Origin of the sequence: Neobacillus sp. KR4-4 (assembly GCF_042136325.1) — a bacterium.
GTDB lineage: Bacteria > Bacillota > Bacilli > Bacillales > Cytobacillaceae > Neobacillus.
In genome coordinates this window covers 30,013-47,681 of the sequence record NZ_JBHHJU010000038.1, presented here as the reverse complement: position 1 = coordinate 47,681, position 17,669 = coordinate 30,013, and the positions used below count along the sequence as shown (strand labels likewise).

Sequence of the window (17,669 nt, the reverse complement as noted above, 5' to 3'; positions counted from 1 at the left end):
AGATAAGCTATATTCTGTAAATGATGACTAGGAGGAGCCGTGTGCATTAATAGTGCAAGCACGGTTCTGTGAGGGGGGAGAACACAATCTACCGTAAGGGTAGAGAGGTTCTCTTCTACTCGACTAGATAAACAAGAACAATGTAAATTCATAAATGATTAATTGACGTAATTTACATATACTATTAAGTATTAAGGAGATGAATAAATGGAAGAAGATTTTTATTTCTCAAAAAAGCACTTTATAAGTGGTTTGCTGATGCCGAAAAGTATAGGTGGTTTGACGATGAAAAGAGGTGATGTATCACTTGCTAAGATTAATGATGTGTGGGAAAAATACACAGAATCTGTACCAAGAGGAAGAAAACCTTTGTCAAATCATGATGATCTAGTTTGGATTGGTGGAGGGAAAGATGTGGAGATTGAACGGGAGCAACTTTCACAAGAACAGATTGAAACTCTCATTATAGGAATGAAAAATAATCATTAATTCTAAGTACGAAGATGCTTTTATATAGAAGAACTGATAGTCAGCTGCCATACTTGGCGGCTGTTTCTTATTGACTAGGGATGCAGGATAGTGAATATGAAGAAATAAAGGTGAGTTAGTTTAAGATATCATAGGAAATTTTAGCTATCGGTGTAGTAAAGGTGACTCAAAAATGACCTAATTAATCTTAGGGATTTATTGAACCAAGGGGTAAAGTAAGGATGTTGCGACAGCGGGGTTGAAAAATAAAATACCTTGAAAACCGCTTGTGTTTCACCCCAAAAAAAAGCACCCGATTATTCGGATGCATACTTAATTATTCCGTGTAAATAAACTGAGTATTCTCGTAGTACACATTCTCTTAACTTGATTTTTCCTTCACTAACTAATTCTCCAACCAATTCTTCAATCTTTTTTACATCTTCATTTGTAGCTTTAGGAATCTCTGTTGAAAACAAATTACTTCGACTGGCATTGTGTAGTTTTCTTAATAATTCAACTTTATTCATTGGGTCATCCCCTTTACCTATAGGATTCGACATAAAGGAGGTACTTTCCTTTAAGTTGTTTCACAAACGGGGCAGGTTAATAAAAGAAGGGATCGGTTAAACGTCCATCATGTAGTATGATTGAATTTAATCCTAGTTAATAGTCTACTTCAACTTTCTACCGAATAACATTTTATTGGTAGGTATTTTTTTGGAAGTAGAGGTGATATCTTTGATACAAAAATTACTGCTTTCAATGGAGCAAATGATTTACCTAATTCAAAATGGGTTACAAAAAACGAATTCACCAAAGGATGTAACCATTATAGGTGCAGGGATATCTGGTTTAGTTGCTGCTTCACTCTTAAAAGAAGCTGGACATCGGGTTACCATTATTGAAGCAAATAACAGAATTGGCGGAAGAATTTACACAAAAAGGGAACCTTTTATTAATAATCAATATATAGATCTTGGGGCAATGCGTATACCTTCATCTCACCATTTAGTTTTTGAATATATAAAAAAATTTAATTTACAATTCAACGAATTTATTAATAGCACCCCTAATGATCTGATTTACATCAATAATATATTAACAAATGAAAAAAATTATAGAACCAATCCAGACCAATTAAGATATAAAGTCTACCCAAGTGAAAAAGGAAAAACTGCAACAGAGTTACTATTATTAGCAGTTGGTCCAGTTATTGATTTTATTAACCAAGATCCCGAAAAAAATTGGGATATAGTTATTAATAGGTATGATCATTTATCAATGGCTAACTTTTTGAAATATAACCCTGTGGGTGTATCCTTATCTGCTGAAGCAATCGATATGATTGAAACGATGGTCGGATTAGAAGGATTTTCTGAACTTGCATTTACTGCAATATTAAGAGAAGTTTTAGTACTCCTTACAAAGAACCTAAAACTTTATGAAATTTCAGGGGGTACTGATCATCTTATTAATGGATTTTTACCACAACTAAAAGACGATATTATTACTAATCAAAGAGTAAAAAAAATTATTCAACAAGAATCAAACGTAACAATCTATACAGAAAATCAAATACTAAATACTGAGCATCAACTTACAAGCGACTTTGTTATTTCAACAATTCCTTTTTCTTTATTGAATTTCGTAGATTTACTTCCCTTTGAGTCTATTTCATATGATAAGAGGAAAGTTATTAGAAAGATACATTATGCAAATTCAACTAAAATAGGACTTCAATTTAAAACTAGGTTTTGGGAAAAATATGGGTTATATGGAGGGAAAATAACAACCGATTTACCAATCAAGTTTGCATATTTTCCTAGTCATGGTCAAGAATCATCGGACAGTACAGGGATTATGTTAGCTAGCTACACATGGGAAGACGATTCTAGTATTTGGGATAATATGACACAACAAGAACGTATTAAAATTGCTTTAAATAATCTTTCGTATATATTTGGAAATCAAGTGTTTACGGAGTTTTTAATAGGATATTCACATAATTGGTCTGAATTTCCTTATTATGGAGGAGCATTTGTCATGTTTAAACCCGACCAAACAAAAGAATTAGGTCAACATATTAGTACACCAGAAGGGAGAATTCATTTCGCAGGATCACATTCATCTACTACACCAGGTTGGATTCAAGGCGCGATTGAAGCAGGAGTTAGAACAGCGTATGAAGTTAATAATAGGTAAGTTTTATTTAAATATCAAAAGATGAACTTCCACAAAAAGGTCATCTTTTATTGATAATTAGAGTATTTATTTAAACAGATTACTGAATATAAAGGATTTTCTTATTCAATTAGCGCATGCGTTAGTTTAAAAAGAACCGGAATTTTATAACAAAGAAAACTCGCCAATTTTGGGGCGAGTTTTGCTTTTTTTATGCCATTTACGATGTCAAAAGGACTGTCATTTCTGTGCATTTTTTTATTAATGCACCTCAAATCGGAACTTTTACAAATTTGAAATCGGCGCAATCACTAAAATTAACGTTTATTTAATTCATCAAGATGATTCGGGGGTGTCAGGCACTGATTTTCTAACTAGCTGTGTTATTTATTGCTAGGGAATGCAAAGGATAGATCACTATTATCATTTGATGATAACCAGCGTTCTGAAACTGTTTTGGTCTTTGTATAGAACCGTGCTTGATCTGGGCCAAACATTTGCCCGTCGCCAAATCTTGAGCCCTTAAAACCAGCAAAGTTATGAAAGCCTACTGGAATTGGAATTGGTACATTCACCCCGACCATTCCTACATCAATTTCAGTCGTGAATTTTCTGGCTGCCAGCCCATTATTGGTATAGATGGTAACACCATTGGCTAATTCTTGCTGATTAATTAATTGGATGGCTTCTTCTAAAGAATCCACACGGACAATATTACGAACAGGGCCGAAAACTTCTTCATCATAAATTTTCATACCTGGTTTTACATGATCAAGCAATGTTGGTGCCAGGAAGAATCCTCCGTCATTTTTGGTAATGTCTTGATTACGGCCATCACAAACGAGGGTTGCCCCTTCTTCTTCACTGAGGTCAATTGCTTTTAAGATGTTTGCTTTTGCTTGCTTGGAAATAACGGGGCCGTAATCTGCACCGTCTGTAAAAGCACCAACTTTTAAGCGGCTAACCTTTTCTTTTAAAATTTCTACCAAGCGGTCCGCCGTTTCTTGCCCGACCGGCATTAATGTAGAAATGGCCATACACCGTTGTGAGGCAGCCCCATACCCTGCACTGATGAAAGCATTCGCTACTTGTTCTAAATCAGCATCAGGCATAACGACCATATTATTTTTCCCGCCGCCTAAGGCAACAACCCGTTTTCCATATTTAGCGCTCGTTTCATAAATATAGTGGGCCACTGGTGTCGACCCGACGAATGAAATCGCCTGTACAGCTGGATTTTCAAGTAGTTCATTTACCGCCTCTTTATCACCATTGATAACTGTCCAAATACCATCTGGCAGGCCTGCTTCTTTCCATAATTCACAAATATATAAAGCAGTCATAGGTACACGCTCAGAAGCTTTTAAAATAACCGCATTTCCAACGGCAACGGCCATGCTTGTTTGCGCTAATGGCACCATGATTGGAAAATTGAAGGGAGAGATGGCGGCCACTACACCAAGTGGATATTTTGCTGAATAGGCATTAATTTGTCCGCCTACATTTACGGAATATTCGCCTTTCATGAAATGAGGCGCATTCATCGCTAAATCTACTGATTCTAATCCACGAGTAATTTCACCCTGTGCATCTTCGTCTGTTTTTCCACTTTCGGTGCAGATTAATTCGATTACCTTATCTTGATTTTTCTTTAGTAAGTTTCGGAAATTCAGGACGATTTCTGCGCGTTTCGCCACGGAGAGATCACGCCATGCCGGGAAGGCAGCTTCTGCTTTTTTTATGGCACCTTTCACTTCATTAGAGGAAGCTAATGGTACTTTCGCAATGACTTCGCCTGTTGCCGGATTGAACACCTCTGAAAAACGGCCGCTTTCACCCTTGGTCATTTTTCCATCAATAAAATGCGTAAGTTCTTTCACGTCAGTTATGTTTGTCATCTATTCGTTCTCCTTTCGATTTGAAAAGATTTATAAAGATTCAATTGCTTGAACTAATTTTGCTAGAATAAAATCCTTTTCCTCTAACGTAATATTTAATGGTGGGGATAAGGTTAATACGTTGTTGTATCCTGCGACGGTTACACCATTTTTTCCAATAATGAGTCCTTGCTCTTTACACTTTGCAATTACTTGATTGACCTTTTCTACAGCTAAAGGGTTTTTTGTCTCACGGTCTTCAACTAGCTCGATTCCAACGAGCAATCCTTTTCCGCGAATATCACCAACATGTGGATGTTGTGCTATTCTAGTTTTTAATTCTTCTATTAAAATCGCACCCATTTCGGTAGATTGCTCAAATAGATTTTCTCGTTCCATAATTTCTAAATTTTTTAAAGCCACGGCACATGCCGCCGGGGAGCCCCCAAATGTATTGATATGACGGAAGAAGTCATAATTTCCGCTTTTCGTAAACTCTTCATAAACTTCTCTCTTGACTGCCGTTGCTGAAAGTGGCATATACGCGCTGGTCAGTCCTTTTGCCATGGTAATAATGTCTGGCTGTACCCCATAATGTTGGTGGCCAAAGGCTTTTCCTGTCCGTCCAAAGCCGCAGATGACTTCATCGACAATTAATAAGGCACCATGCTTCTCGCACACTTCTTTTACACCCTTTAAGTAATCATCTGGAGGCATAATGACCCCGCCGCCTGTAATAATCGGCTCCAATATCATAGCCGCAATCGTTTCTGAATGTTCCCATGTCATGATTTCGTCTACTGCTTTAACAGAAGGTAAATCGGTTGGATTCGTAAATCCATCCTCATTGGAGCGATATTGATCCGGGGCTTTCACATGAATAAAACCAGGTGCTAATGGTTCGTATTTATATTTCCGTTCAGCTTGCCCTGTTGCGGCAAGTGCTCCCATGGAGTTCCCGTGATAGGCGCGATACCGAGAGACAATTTTATAACGGCTGCCTTGCCCTTTTTGCTGGTAATACTGCCTGACGATTTTAAAGGCTGTTTCATTTGCCTCAGAGCCGCTATTGGAGAAAAATACTACATAATCTCCACCTAATAACTCGCTGATTTTTTCAGCCAGTAAAATCGCCGTAGGATGCCCATTTGTTAATGGTGTATAGTTATTCTCGAGAAGCTGGTCATATGCCGCTTTTGCAATTTCTTCTCTTCCATACCCAACATTTACACACCATAGTCCCGACATGGCATCCAAATAACGATTCCCCTCAATATCTGTCAGCCAAGCACCCTCCGCTTTTTGAATGATGCTAGTAGCTTGAGGGTTATACGGCTTCATTGAATGCCATAGGTATTTCTCATCTTTCGTGACTAAATTTTCACCTGTTTGAACATTTCCCATCCTGAGTCACTCCTTTACAATTTGTTTCATCTATCTTTATTGTGAAGGGTAATGACCCTATAATCATCAGACATAATGTAAAACGTTTTCAAAAGATGTTTAACATATTGACAACATTTCATCGCCTCTTACATACTAAGAGGATTTTTGTGCCAAGTATAAATAATGGCTACAGTCATCGTGAGGATAAATTAACTTCCTATGAAGACCTACGCTTAAGGTGCGAACGTTATGCTTATTAGTGTATTATGCCGTGAAAAAGTGTGATAGAAAAAAGGATCAGTTCTCCGCTGTTTTAACGCAGCGGGGACTGATCCTTTTTCCTCATTTGATTAGATTTATTACATAAAGGCGGACACTTATGACGTATTTTAAGAGATTTATGACATAATTTTGGTTACTTATGACGTACTTTACGAAATTTACGACATTTATTGGAAAAATACTGGTAATTAATCTGAGCTGGATAAGCTTGTTCCTTTTCTAATAAAAAGGAATAGGATAGAGTATCAAACGGTTGATTGGAAAGAATGCTGAAAACGCATTGGATTTTTGCGCTCCCTAATAGAAAAGGCCACTCCCATTTGCAGAGTGGCCTTAATCGTTTAAATATTATCGTTTGGAAGCATTCAGTACAAATAATAGTTTTCCAAATTTGGTGTAACTATTCTTTAGAATCATCAAAATTCTTAGGTCGTTATTTTAGATCCATCAAATTTTGTAAGAGAGAATCCTTTGAAACTCTCATTATAGGTTCGCTTGTAATCTCTTAAGATTCCTATGGCTACAGCTTCTCCAAGTAACATACCATTGATCGCACTGCTACGGTAGTGAACCCCAGCAATCGTCCGCCCAATGGCAATATTTGCTGCAAGTTTATTCAGTTCCCCTCCTAGCGTTAGCTTCCCATCGTAAGGCAGAAGGTGAAGACCGTCAGAACTTGCTACAACCGGATCGGGTATTTCATACGATTCATCAAAGAAGGCTTTCATCATTGTTACCATCGCCCCAATAAAGGCGGCATGACCGGAAGGATAAGAAGGGTGAGTTGGACATCCTTCTGAATAAGCTTGAGGAAGCAAGTACGTACCGAATTTATTAAATGTTTGGATAAGTGCTTCCGAACTCATAACCACCGGATTGATGGGGTAATCAGCACCCATCATCTTATTATGAATCCGACCACCGAATTCTTCGGGGCGGAGCCGGCGATGAACGAGCCATTTTTGGAACCAGACTGCATCAAGGGCTGGACGTGAAGCTCTTGTGATGAAGTCCAAAATATGCGGGACCCCAAAGGTAGGAAATCCAACTTGTGTGGCAGAGTTAAAATAAGGATTTTCCTGATCTAATGCTTTACTGCCATAGCTTAGCAAAAGGTAACAAGCCATTAACCCGCTATCAATCGAACTATCATTGTGTACCCATTCGGCTAAATCCCGGCCATTGCGAATATAGCGGGGTACGGAATCCATCTTTTTGTTATGAGGATTTGAGCCGTTTTGTACGGCCAGCCATTCGCTATAGGAAGTTAGATGGTCATCCCCTGGCAAAATAGTATTGTATTGTTGGATAATTTCAGTAGAAACAAAGGGGATATTTTTCCATAAAAATTGTGAAATATAAGGCCCTTCTATGCTGCCTTGATAGTTCCCGCGGAACAATGTACCTGTCGTGACTTGTCCATTGATTTTTGGCCCATTAAAAACAGGCAGACCTGAAAGTTCTGCGGCTGCATCCTTTGTTAATTGGTTGCTATCGTATTCATTGAATGGAATGTCTCTTGCAAGTGCTTGCCAATAAAGCTCAACCATTTCTCCAGCAAGATCAGCACTGCTAAAGTCTGGAGGTGCGTGAAGAACCAGCTGATGACTATCGGGTCCGACTAAGTCATATGCATATGCAGACTGTGGATTTACCAGCTTCGCAGCACCACCCATTGGAATCTTCTCAAAATCTTTCGAGTCTCCTGATTTCAAAGCTTCTAAATAATTATGATATGCTTTGAGATTAACCTCTCCTAACTCATTATGCGGCAATGCTTTCGAATAACTGGCTATTTTATTTGGATACCTATCTTCATCCCCATTATTTCGATGGTTGACCAGCGGCTGATTCTTATAGAATTTCGCGGCCTCCATACGAATTTCAAATGCTTTATCGCGTCTTTCGGCAGGAGATAAGGGACCGAGAAGACACGAATTTATATACCTGGACATTTTTTTAATTACCTTTTTAAATTTGTGCTTGTCCAATAGATCACCTCTATTTATCGTATTCATTTTTTCTTTTTTTGTTTATGAAATTTATTATTTTTATTATTCTTGGAAATGGCATTGGGGGAAAATATATTAAACTCTTGGTCTCAGAATGGTATGGTCGAAATATAAAAAAATAAATTGACAAATTTTAGAATCCTATTAAATGTAAGATAGTTTTATCCTCAAATTCTTCTCTAACTATTCTTTTTATATTAACTACTCCGCAAGTCTTTAAACGGTAAAAAAAAGCACTTTCTCAACTAGCCGACAAAAAGATGTTGATTCCCGCATCCGGGATCAAGAGGGTTCGCTCTTATCGGTTGGGGGATCATGTTAAACACCCGATCAGATAAATAAGCGGAAAAATTCCGCTTATTTAGAAATTATCATTAAAAATAACCAAAATAGCCGGAGAAATTCCTCCTATTTACTCGAAAAGCGCGAAAATGGTGGATTTCGCTTTGAATAACCGGAAAAACTTCCCTTATTTACCCCAAAACGAGCTCCATTCTGCATTTAACCGGAAAAACTCCGCTTATTTTCCGATCGCGCCGGTGCCGCAAAACAAAAAAGCCTGTAGACCAGACGAGTCTACAGGCTTTTGGCCTCAATGATTTAATAGTTTCTGAATCACGAGGTTTGTTAGATTTGGTACGATTTCAAAGGAGTAAGTCATTTCTAGTCTTTCAAGTTTCTTGTGAGCATCTAGACCATAAGGGCCGATGTTGATTACTGGTACATTGATATCGCGAATGTCTTGGTAGTCTACAAAGAGCTTGGTGCCCCAGCCAGGGTTATTGTTCGATTCGGCATTAATACCGGCTTCGTCATCACTAAGCGCAACAAAACTCATATCTGAGATATAAGGGAAAAAGTTACGTGTCACCATCGGATGTTGATAGTATGGCTGGAGCTCATCCACTGCTTCATCCAAGGCCGTAATTAAAGCAAGCTCGTCCGTTGTTTTCCCTGTCAATTCAATTCGTGGAGAGTACAGGGATGAGTAAAACAGAATAATGGCCGGATTTTTATCCTTCATCCATTTCCATGCTTCCTCGACCACTTTTGCCGCAAACATGCGCGTATCTAGTTCTGTATTTTTTAAAAGCTGTTCTTTAAATTGACTCATATGTGCCGTGAACGCTTCGCCGTTCTCTTCAACCAATAATTGTTCCATTTCCTCGTACGTCATCACTCTAGGTTTCCAAGGGTGCTGTACATAGGGTTCGCCGCTTAATGTGCTGTATTGTTTATACCTTTCTTCAAAGGAAGTCAGGGCATTGGTAAAAGCAATGATCGCTTGTTCCCTTAATTTTTCAAGCACGTCCTTTGGCGACCAGGAATGAATAAAGAAATTGTAATAAACATAGGCAGCTAAGGCCGTTTGAACGGTATAAGAAGGCTTCAAATCCGTTTGTTTTAACGAAACAGGAGGCACGGTTGTTTCACCAAATGCTTCGTTACAAAGCTCTGGATTGTAATTGATTTGCCTGGTCAGCTCGGCGGCAATAAAGTTCGGATCAAGTCCCTCAAAGGCGGAGCCTACATGCGTTTCTGCTCCTGTAATAAAGAAAGATGGCAGAAGCTTTCCGACGGTCCCTTTGTAGATATAGCGATTTTCGTCGCCTTCATATCTTGGTGAAACGAAATCCGCATTAATCGCGGCTACATAGGTAAACCCATGTTCCTTTTTCCAGCGTTTCAATGTTTTCAATGCGGAAAGAACACCGTGTGAACTGTCCTCTTCGTCACATTCTGATAAGAGAACGATGTTTCCGTCTAGTTCTTCAGGGTGCTCGGAATAATAGTTTAAGAGATATAAGTGGCTGGCAACCCCGCTTTTCATATCAAGGACGCCGCGGCCAAATAACCAGTCGCCTGAGTCTAAATGCTCTTTAGCGGCAGCCGGCAGCTGTTCCGTTTTTAGTGACTCCATCAGTTGGTCTGGGAAGCAAGCCTGGTCTTTTAAATGGTTAAAATCTTCAATCCCAACCGTATCAATATGACCCATCAAAATCACCGTGCGGCTGCTATTTCCCTTCGTTCCTTTCACAAAAGCAAGAACATTATAACGCTCTTGATCGTCGTTGAGTGTTTGTTCTAACACTAGGTGGCTAGGGTTTTGTGAAAAATAGGGAATAGAAGAAATCATAGAATATAAAGACTGTGCAATGGCCTTTTCGCCATTGGTATTAACGACACTTTCAATGTTTACAAGCTGTTTCGTGAATGTCAGCACATCCTCACGACATTGCAACATACGCCTGACCTTCTTTTCTAGTAAATTGGTATTTAGAAAAAATGTATATCAGAAGAGAAAGCCCGTCAAGTCTTTAATTTTGATAAAAAATAACATCAAAAATATTATTGCAAAAGTAAGAATATTTATATATACTAAAACTTGTTTCATTAAACTAAATATAAATCCTCATCTTTAAGCATTAGATGGGGTAGAGGTCGCGATTGATATTAGTATCCTATTGGAGATTCAGTGAAATCTATGAAAATAGGAAAAAGGATCCATCGCCGAAGCTTCTGAAATCACTGCGTTCAGAAAGCTGGGTCTGCACTCGAATAGGGGCAGAACTGTCACAGTTCCTTGGAATTGTGGAGAACTATCTTCACCAATGCTAACCGATGAGGGTGTGTAGAACACCGTCATACTCACATGGACGGTGTTTTTTTTATTACCTAGGAGGGGATTTTTATGAAAAAGTTTGCATTTTTATTAGCAGCGGCGATGATGTTGATTTTATCTGCTTGCGGCACGGAGAAGCCTGATGGAGAAAAGGCAGCAAAAGCAAGTGGCTCTAAGCATGAGTTAGTGAAAAAAGGGCTGTTAACATTCTCGATGACCGGGCAGTATCCACCGTTAAACTTTAAGAAAGACGGTAAATTGACTGGATTTGATGTTGAAATTGGAACAGAAATTGCTAAGAGAATCGGGCTTGAAGCCAACCCTGTAACCAATCCATGGGAAACGATTATCCAAGGATTAAAGGCAAACAAATATGATGCCATTATTGGAAGTATGACTGCTACACCTGAGCGAGATAAGCAAGTTGATTTCACCAATCCATATTATTTATCTGGTGCACAGATTTTTGTAGCGGAGGGCAATTCTGCGATTCAATCGAAAGAGGATTTAAAAGGCAAAAAAATTGGTGTTATTCAAGCAAGTACGTGGAAAGACATGGCCGATGAATTATCTGATCAAGTGAAAGGCTATCCAACAGACGTTAACGCCCTTCAAGATTTGGCGCTTGGCCGTTTAGATGCGGTCATCACGGATAAGATTGTCGGTGTGAGTGCTAAAAATGAAAAAGGCTTAAAAATTAAGGCCATTGGCGATTTATTGAATGAAGACCGTGTCAGTGTAGCGGTAGCTGAAGGAAACAAAGAGCTCGCTGAAAAAATCAACGAAGCCATCCAATCGATGATTGACGATGGGACGTATGAAAAAATCAGTATGAAATGGTTTAATACAAACATCATGGAAAAGTAAGAGAGGATCAAAGATTTTAGTGTAAGCACCTGATGTGGGTGCTTGCACGATTCAACGAAGGAGGTACGCATCATGATATTTATTGAAAATATTATCAGTATTTTTAGTGAACACGGAATTGCTTTTTTGAAAGCTTCTTGGATGACCATCGCGATAACGGCCATCTCGCTATTATTTGCCATGGTGATTGGTATAATTTTCGCGGGCTTTAAAATTTCCTCTAGTAAAATACTAAATCGCATTGCCGATATCTATATAGGTATTATTCGTGGAACGCCTCTCATTGTTCAGATTATGTTCCTTTATTATGGACTTGCCAATATCGTGAACCTGGACAGCTTCACGGCAGGGGCTCTGGCATTAGGTGTACATACAGGAGCCTATATTGCGGAAATTTTTAGAGGAGCGGTGCAATCCATTGACCGCGGACAGATGGAGGCGGCAAGGTCACTCGGAATGTCCTATTCTCTTGCGATGAGGAGAATTATTTTCCCGCAGGCTTTCAAAAGAGCAATTCCGTCTTTAGCCAATCAGTTTATTATTGGCTTAAAAGATTCTTCCCTTGTTGCCTATATTGCCGTGACGGATCTATATAACACGGCTCTTAGTGTCCAAGGTGAAAACTATATGCCATTTGAAACGTACTTTGTTGTCGGCGTCTATTATTTGATTATCGTTCTGATTTTCACATGGGTTGCTAATCGGATTGAAAAGAAAATGGATGTCAGCAGACCTAAGGAGGCAGTAATCGCATGATTGAAATGAGCCATCTTTCAAAATCCTTTGGTAAGCTTGACGTATTAAAACAGATTAACTTAAGTGTAGAAGAGAAAGAGGTCGTTGTTCTGATCGGTGCCAGCGGCTCTGGTAAAAGTACGCTGCTTCGCTGCCTCAATTTTTTAGAAGTGGCAGAGAGCGGTGACATTATCATTGATTCTGAAAAAATAGACCTCGCAAAAACAAACTTAAATAAAGTAAGAGAAAAGGTAGGAATGGTGTTTCAGCATTTCAATCTTTTTCCTCATAAAACAGTCATCGAAAATATTATCGAAGCACCGATGTTTGTCAGAAAGGAAACAAAGGAAGCAGCGAGTTCCAAAGCCATGGCCCTTCTTAGAAAGGTAGGCTTAGAGGATAAAGCCAATTACTATCCAGAACAATTATCCGGCGGGCAAAAGCAGCGGGTAGCAATCGCGAGAGCATTAGCGATGGAACCAAAAGTGATGCTTTTTGATGAACCGACTTCAGCGTTGGATCCTGAACTTGTTGGTGAAGTGCTGCAGGTAATGAAGGATCTCGCACGTGACGGGATGACGATGGTGATTGTGACACATGAAATGGGCTTTGCGAAAGAAGTGGCCGACCGAGTCATTATGCTGGCAGACGGAAATATTATTGAAGAAGGACATCCAAATGATATCTTTGTCCATCCAAAACATGAACGTACAAAAAGGTTTTTGAACCAAATATTATAGAATGCCATCAAACTTGCCTTGGAGTATTCAAGGCAAGTTTTTTATCTTATGGCTCTGTTATAGCTTAATGATGATTTCTCTGTGTTTGAAAAATAAACGGGGAACTTCCGTTTAAATTGGGAAATACCCATATTTCCTTAAAAATAAAGGGAGTTTCGGATTCCCTTTTCCTGATATGCCATATATTTTAACCCTACTTTTGTACAACATTTAGATACATAGGGTGGCAGCCCTTGCCTTTTGTGTAAATATAGATATTAGGATAGTTGATACCACGGACAACGGAAGCAAAGGAACGCCCCCGCGCTTTCGAATTTCTCTTATTTCCACACATCATTCGCAATCGAAATCACATGTCTAACTTTATCCCATTGCTGTTCCTCTGTTAATAGATTTCCCTCTTCGGTAGAAGAGAATCCGCATTGCGGACTTAGGCATAGCTGGTCTAAGTCTACATACTTTGCAGCTTCTGCAATACGGGCTTTGATACGTTCCGGGTCTTCTAGGTCACCGAACTTCGATGTAATTAGACCAAGAACAATTTGTAAATCTTTCCGATTAACGTGTTGAAGCGGTGCAAACCCGCCAGAGCGCTCATCATCAAATTCTAAGAACAAGCCATCAAGCTTCAGTTCGCCAAAGATATATTCAGAAGCGTTATCATAACCGCCGCTTGCTGTGTAGGTCGATTTAAAGTTCCCGCGGCAGATATGCATCGTGATGACCATATCTTCTGGTTTGTTAGCAATCGATTCATTGATGGCACGGGTGAAAATTTTAATTAATTCTTCTGGTGTATAGCCCTTATCGGCAATTTGTTGATGGCCTTTCTCGGAAAAGAACACTGCCCAGGAAGTGTCATCAAGCTGCAAATAACGGCAGCCTGCCTCGTAAAATGCCTGAATTGCTTTTTGGTAGGCTTTAATTAAATCATCAAAGAACTCATCTTTGTTTGGATAAACTGCTTCCTCAATAACTCCTCTAAAAAAGAGCATATTTGGACTTGGAATCGTGAATTTTGCGACATGGTCACCCTTGATGCTGTGCAAGAATTTATAGTCTTCGATAAATGGATGCGGACCGAAGTCTAGTTTGCCATTCACCTTTAGTCCGTGAGCTTTTGTTTGGACACCGTGAAATTGAATTCCTGCCTCAGCTTCATAAAGCTCAACGCCCTCAAGGCCCGCTAGGAAGTCGAAATGCCACCATGCACGGCGGAATTCCCCATCAGTTACAGCGGAAAGACCTGCTTCTTTTTGTTTTTCTACTAATTTAATAATTTCTACATCTTCGATGGCACGAAGCTGTTCCGCTGTGATTTCTCCGTTTTCTTTTTGAAGACGTGCTTGTTTTAGTCGTTCGGGACGAAGGAAGCTTCCGACGTGATCGGCTTTGAATGGTGCTCTAGTAAGTGTTTTTGTCATTATTTGTCTGCTCCTTAATAAATATAATTTTTATTATATAGATAATTTTCAAATAATGCACAGATGAAATATCTGCTGTAAATCCTTTTTAAATATGTAAGCCTTTACGTTTTTTCTGAAAATAATTATTGTATAGAAAATATTGATTTTTTTAAATATTTATACTAATATATAAAAATATTAATTATTTGGAGAAACGAAATAATTCAGGGGGTACTATATTATGGGCGTCATCGAGAAAATCAGCGGGTTTGCTGGAAAGACCTTTACATTATGGGTATTAATCTTTGCTGTTGTTGCGTTTAATTTTCCCACTCACTTTGCGTGGTTGGGAGGATATATTGTTCCTTTATTAGGAATCGTTATGTTTGGCATGGGGCTGACACTAGAGTTATCAGATTTTAAAGAGGTGTTTAGAAGACCAAAGGAAGTAGCACTGGGGGTCATCGGCCACTTTATCATTATGCCGCTGTTAGCGTTTCTATTGGCGGTCGGACTTGATTTACCGAAGGAAGTGGCGGTCGGGGTTATTTTAGTAGGTTGCTGCCCGAGCGGAACGGCTTCGAATGTTATGGTGTTTTTAGCAAGAGGAAATGTGGCGCTGGCGGTTGCGATTGCCTCTGTATCTACGATTCTTGCACCTATTGTCACACCATTGCTGATTCTTTTATTTGCAAGTAAGTGGGTGGATGTCAGTGTGGCCTCTTTATTCCTATCGATTGTACAAGTTGTCATTATTCCGTTGGCGCTTGGCTTTATTATTAAAAAGTTCTTTGGAAAACAGGCACAAGCCGGTGCAAAAGCATTGCCGCTTGTTTCCGTTATCGCGATTGTGTTAATTGTCTCTGCCGTTGTTGCGGGCAGCGCGGCGAAGATTGCGGAAACAGGTTTGTTAATCTTTGGAGTGGTCATTCTTCATAATCTATTAGGATTCTTGATTGGATTCTTCTTTGCCCGAGTATGCGGGATGGATCTGGCGAAACAAAAGGCTGTTGCAATGGAAGTCGGCATGCAGAACTCCGGTTTGGGTGTCGCTATCGCCACCGCTCATTTCTCGCCATTAGCGGCCGTACCAAGTGCGATTTTCAGCGTTTGGCATAATTTATCTGGATCGGTTCTAGCGAATATCTTTAGCCGAATGAAGGAAAAGGGGCAAAACGGGGGAAGTATGAAACGTGTGGGTTAATTTGAATCACCTCTCAGCCGAATCGGGCTGAGAGGTTTTTTGTTCTGGGATTTTGTTTGATAGTGGTAACATTTCATAATTTTTTCATAGTTTCTTCATTTAAAGTACACACCAAATGGATAAGATAGATAGGGAAGTGGTAATACCATTTCTACTATTAAGGATTCCTTGCAGTCAAAAAGGAAATACAACTATGCTTTCGGGTTTATATTGTTAGCCAAAGGGAAATATAGTAAAGATAACTCGGAAAGGGAGGAATGAAAAATGGATGTTCCATTAACATCAAAGGAAGTCATTACTCAGATCCAGAAGTTACAGAACCAAGGTAATTCTCTACGTAAAAAAGAGGTAAAACAACTTTATCCTGATTTAATGCGGAGTGCTTTGCATTACTACCCAAGTTGGCAACATGCCATAGAAGAAAGTAAAGTAGGTTAGGATATCTAATTTACATCAAGACATTAGATTATGATGAGCTCTGTTAACAAAAAAAGGTTTCACTCACAGTGAAGCCTTTTTGCTATGTTTAAAAGCTTCTTTAGAGCAATACTAAAAAGAGATTGTTATTCCTTATATCCTTATTAAAAATAGACAAAAAAGAGAGAATGCCATGTGTGCATGCTCTCTCTATTATTAACGAATCTAAACAAATTGTATATTAAAGGACTTAAGTGGAGGGATACCCCTAGTGCCATTATATTAAAAAATATCTGTAAGGCAGCGATAAAATCCTTAATATATGATCTCTAAATAAGGAGTAAAAGTCATCATGATGGTTAATAGGTTTAGAATGGTTATTGTCTGCTAATAACCTATTATACTCGTTAAGAAGTTTGTCCAGTTCTTGGCTGCAATAGATGGTTTCTTCGTTTTGAAGTCCTTTTGTCATTCCTAATTTAATCATTTCGTCTTTTTTCTCTTTAATAGCAGCTTCACATAGGTCAAGTCTCATTGCCGAATACACCTCGTAAACTTTTAGTAAAATTTCAGTAAACTCCATTTTTAATAGAATTAAAATGAATTATAGCATGTATTAACTGATATGTAATAGATTCGATAAAACAAGTGAAAAGGAGACAAAATTAGACGAGGCCTGCAGTTTTTTTCGACAAAAGGGTCTGTTTCACTCACTTATTTGGTAATTTCTAAAGATGAGTGAAATAAAAAAGCCGGTCAATGACCGGTGTATTCTAAAACCATTATAATCTAACCAAAACCTCCGTACCGTCCTTCGCTTTGACATCTACGAGTACGATTCCTTTATGATTTTTCAGTTCCTCGACGATGAGCTTTAGCAGTTTTTTGTCTAACGGTGGAATGGTAAGATCCAGTTTTTTTCTTTCGAAGTAGTCTTTTGTCCATTTGTTTGCCTGCTGATGAATAAATTTTGAAGACAAAATAGAAATGCCGATGTTTAACATGGCATATGGAATGGGGAGCGAGAGCCGAATGTCCTTTGCTTTCACTTTAAGATGCAGCATAGGCCACCTACTCGATGATGACAGAAACGGTATCTCCGTTTGCTGATTTAACATCCACAATTTGGCCATCTAATTCGTTTTCGATGGCTTCAATAATAAGGTGGATATCGAGATCCTTTACATACTTTTCTGACTGAGGAATACTCGATGCGATGCTGTGTCCCGCCTTTAATACTGCCTTGATAAGTTTTACGGGCAAATTGATCGTGACGTTATCATTTTCTGCCGATACCACACGAACTTTTAATGTTTTATCTACATATTTCGTTGGTTTCCCCGCTAGCTTACTTCCTGCTTCTTCTTTCTCTTTTAAGACTTGGATCAGTTCTGATCCCTTATCCGCATCAATTTTTCCCTCTTGCACCATCGCTAATACTCTAGCAATTTCCTCTTTCATGGTCAAT

At 38.9% G+C, this 17,669-nt stretch carries 16 protein-coding genes and 1 riboswitch; of the genes, 7 read left to right on the top strand and 9 right to left on the bottom strand.

Going from position 1 to position 17,669, the window contains the following annotated elements:
* Nucleotides 1-207 precede the first annotated feature (207 nt).
* Nucleotides 208-489 (top strand): hypothetical protein, encoded by a 282-nt coding sequence (locus tag ACE198_RS25670; protein ID WP_251461707.1) that lies wholly within the window; start codon nucleotides 208-210, stop codon nucleotides 487-489.
* A 296-nt stretch (nucleotides 490-785) separates the two neighbouring features.
* Here ACE198_RS25670 and ACE198_RS25665 read toward each other — a convergent pair whose 3' ends face one another.
* Nucleotides 786-998 carry a hypothetical protein gene (locus tag ACE198_RS25665; protein WP_375377516.1) on the bottom strand — a complete coding sequence of 71 codons (213 nt, stop codon included), beginning with the start codon at nucleotides 996-998 and terminating at the stop codon, nucleotides 786-788.
* Between the two features lie 235 nt (nucleotides 999-1,233).
* On the opposite strand from ACE198_RS25665, the gene ACE198_RS25660 reads away from it, so the two are divergent.
* Entirely contained in the window at nucleotides 1,234-2,673 is a 1,440-nt protein-coding gene (locus ACE198_RS25660) for a flavin monoamine oxidase family protein (RefSeq protein ID WP_375377519.1), read from the top strand.
* Nucleotides 2,674-3,035: 362 nt separating this feature from the next.
* On the opposite strand, the gene ACE198_RS25655 is transcribed toward ACE198_RS25660, so the two are convergent.
* The 4 genes from ACE198_RS25655 to ACE198_RS25640 form a co-directional block, all read right to left on the bottom strand.
* The gene (locus tag ACE198_RS25655) at nucleotides 3,036-4,550 is read right to left on the bottom strand and encodes a CoA-acylating methylmalonate-semialdehyde dehydrogenase (protein WP_375377515.1); all 1,515 of its coding nucleotides are present in this window, start codon (nucleotides 4,548-4,550) and stop codon (nucleotides 3,036-3,038) included.
* Between the two features lie 30 nt (nucleotides 4,551-4,580).
* Entirely contained in the window at nucleotides 4,581-5,933 is a 1,353-nt protein-coding gene (locus ACE198_RS25650; protein ID WP_375377514.1) for an aspartate aminotransferase family protein, read from the bottom strand.
* A gap of 689 nt (nucleotides 5,934-6,622) precedes the next feature.
* Entirely contained in the window at nucleotides 6,623-8,188 is a 1,566-nt protein-coding gene (locus ACE198_RS25645) for a vanadium-dependent haloperoxidase (protein ID WP_375377513.1), read from the bottom strand.
* Nucleotides 8,189-8,801: 613 nt separating this feature from the next.
* Nucleotides 8,802-10,454: a M20/M25/M40 family metallo-hydrolase gene (locus tag ACE198_RS25640; RefSeq protein WP_375377512.1), complete on the bottom strand. Its 1,653-nt coding sequence runs from the start codon at nucleotides 10,452-10,454 to the stop codon at nucleotides 8,802-8,804.
* Nucleotides 10,455-10,637: 183 nt separating this feature from the next.
* Nucleotides 10,638-10,820, top strand: a riboswitch (Lysine riboswitch).
* Between the two features lie 81 nt (nucleotides 10,821-10,901).
* Between ACE198_RS25640 and ACE198_RS25635 the strand changes: the two genes are divergently transcribed.
* The 3 genes from ACE198_RS25635 to ACE198_RS25625 all read left to right on the top strand — a co-directional run bounded on the left by ACE198_RS25635 (nucleotide 10,902) and on the right by ACE198_RS25625 (nucleotide 13,174).
* Nucleotides 10,902-11,699, top strand: a complete 798-nt coding sequence (locus tag ACE198_RS25635; RefSeq protein ID WP_375377511.1) for an ABC transporter substrate-binding protein — start codon at nucleotides 10,902-10,904, stop codon at nucleotides 11,697-11,699.
* 72 nt (nucleotides 11,700-11,771) lie between these two features.
* Entirely contained in the window at nucleotides 11,772-12,455 is a 684-nt protein-coding gene (locus ACE198_RS25630) for an amino acid ABC transporter permease (RefSeq protein ID WP_098576875.1), read from the top strand.
* Nucleotides 12,452-13,174 carry an amino acid ABC transporter ATP-binding protein gene (locus ACE198_RS25625; RefSeq protein ID WP_375377510.1) on the top strand — a complete coding sequence of 241 codons (723 nt, stop codon included), beginning with the start codon at nucleotides 12,452-12,454 and terminating at the stop codon, nucleotides 13,172-13,174. The genes ACE198_RS25630 and ACE198_RS25625 overlap by 4 nt, the downstream gene beginning before the upstream one ends.
* A 320-nt stretch (nucleotides 13,175-13,494) precedes the next feature.
* On the opposite strand, the gene ACE198_RS25620 is transcribed toward ACE198_RS25625, so the two are convergent.
* A complete protein-coding gene (locus tag ACE198_RS25620; protein WP_098576870.1) occupies nucleotides 13,495-14,598 on the bottom strand; it encodes a 5-methyltetrahydropteroyltriglutamate--homocysteine S-methyltransferase in 1,104 nt (367 codons plus the stop codon).
* 223 nt (nucleotides 14,599-14,821) lie between these two features.
* Between ACE198_RS25620 and ACE198_RS25615 the strand changes: the two genes are divergently transcribed.
* Nucleotides 14,822-15,784, top strand: a complete 963-nt coding sequence (locus ACE198_RS25615) for a bile acid:sodium symporter family protein (protein ID WP_251461742.1) — start codon at nucleotides 14,822-14,824, stop codon at nucleotides 15,782-15,784.
* 264 nt (nucleotides 15,785-16,048) lie between these two features.
* Complete coding sequence (locus tag ACE198_RS25610; protein WP_180230285.1) at nucleotides 16,049-16,222, top strand: hypothetical protein; 174 nt, start codon at nucleotides 16,049-16,051, stop codon at nucleotides 16,220-16,222.
* A 256-nt stretch (nucleotides 16,223-16,478) separates the two neighbouring features.
* On the opposite strand, the gene ACE198_RS25605 is transcribed toward ACE198_RS25610, so the two are convergent.
* The 3 genes from ACE198_RS25605 to ACE198_RS25595 form a co-directional block, all read right to left on the bottom strand.
* On the bottom strand, nucleotides 16,479-16,736 hold the full coding sequence (locus ACE198_RS25605) for an aspartyl-phosphate phosphatase Spo0E family protein (RefSeq protein ID WP_098576864.1): 258 nt from the start codon (nucleotides 16,734-16,736) through the stop codon (nucleotides 16,479-16,481).
* Between the two features lie 247 nt (nucleotides 16,737-16,983).
* The gene (locus ACE198_RS25600; RefSeq protein ID WP_098576862.1) at nucleotides 16,984-17,265 is read right to left on the bottom strand and encodes a hypothetical protein; all 282 of its coding nucleotides are present in this window, start codon (nucleotides 17,263-17,265) and stop codon (nucleotides 16,984-16,986) included.
* A gap of 7 nt (nucleotides 17,266-17,272) precedes the next feature.
* On the bottom strand, nucleotides 17,273-17,662 hold the full coding sequence (locus tag ACE198_RS25595; protein ID WP_375377509.1) for an SHOCT-like domain-containing protein: 390 nt from the start codon (nucleotides 17,660-17,662) through the stop codon (nucleotides 17,273-17,275).
* Nucleotides 17,663-17,669: the final 7 nt, after the last annotated feature.

Excerpts from the sequence above, each read along its gene's own strand:
- ACE198_RS25670 (WP_251461707.1), top strand. The coding sequence starts at position 208 with ATGGAAGAAGATTTTTATTTCTCAAAAAAGCACTTTATAAGTGGTTTG.
- ACE198_RS25665 (WP_375377516.1), bottom strand. The coding sequence starts at position 998 with ATGAATAAAGTTGAATTATTAAGAAAACTACACAATGCCAGTCGAAGT.
- ACE198_RS25660 (WP_375377519.1), top strand. The coding sequence starts at position 1,234 with ATGGAGCAAATGATTTACCTAATTCAAAATGGGTTACAAAAAACGAAT.
- ACE198_RS25655 (WP_375377515.1), bottom strand. The coding sequence starts at position 4,550 with ATGACAAACATAACTGACGTGAAAGAACTTACGCATTTTATTGATGGA.
- ACE198_RS25650 (WP_375377514.1), bottom strand. The coding sequence starts at position 5,933 with ATGGGAAATGTTCAAACAGGTGAAAATTTAGTCACGAAAGATGAGAAA.
- ACE198_RS25640 (WP_375377512.1), bottom strand. The coding sequence starts at position 10,454 with ATGTTGCAATGTCGTGAGGATGTGCTGACATTCACGAAACAGCTTGTA.
- ACE198_RS25635 (WP_375377511.1), top strand. The coding sequence starts at position 10,902 with ATGAAAAAGTTTGCATTTTTATTAGCAGCGGCGATGATGTTGATTTTA.
- ACE198_RS25630 (WP_098576875.1), top strand. The coding sequence starts at position 11,772 with ATGATATTTATTGAAAATATTATCAGTATTTTTAGTGAACACGGAATT.
- ACE198_RS25625 (WP_375377510.1), top strand. The coding sequence starts at position 12,452 with ATGATTGAAATGAGCCATCTTTCAAAATCCTTTGGTAAGCTTGACGTA.
- ACE198_RS25620 (WP_098576870.1), bottom strand. The coding sequence starts at position 14,598 with ATGACAAAAACACTTACTAGAGCACCATTCAAAGCCGATCACGTCGGA.
- ACE198_RS25615 (WP_251461742.1), top strand. The coding sequence starts at position 14,822 with ATGGGCGTCATCGAGAAAATCAGCGGGTTTGCTGGAAAGACCTTTACA.
- ACE198_RS25610 (WP_180230285.1), top strand. The coding sequence starts at position 16,049 with ATGGATGTTCCATTAACATCAAAGGAAGTCATTACTCAGATCCAGAAG.
- ACE198_RS25605 (WP_098576864.1), bottom strand. The coding sequence starts at position 16,736 with ATGAGACTTGACCTATGTGAAGCTGCTATTAAAGAGAAAAAAGACGAA.
- ACE198_RS25600 (WP_098576862.1), bottom strand. The coding sequence starts at position 17,265 with ATGCTGCATCTTAAAGTGAAAGCAAAGGACATTCGGCTCTCGCTCCCC.
- ACE198_RS25595 (WP_375377509.1), bottom strand. The coding sequence starts at position 17,662 with ATGAAAGAGGAAATTGCTAGAGTATTAGCGATGGTGCAAGAGGGAAAA.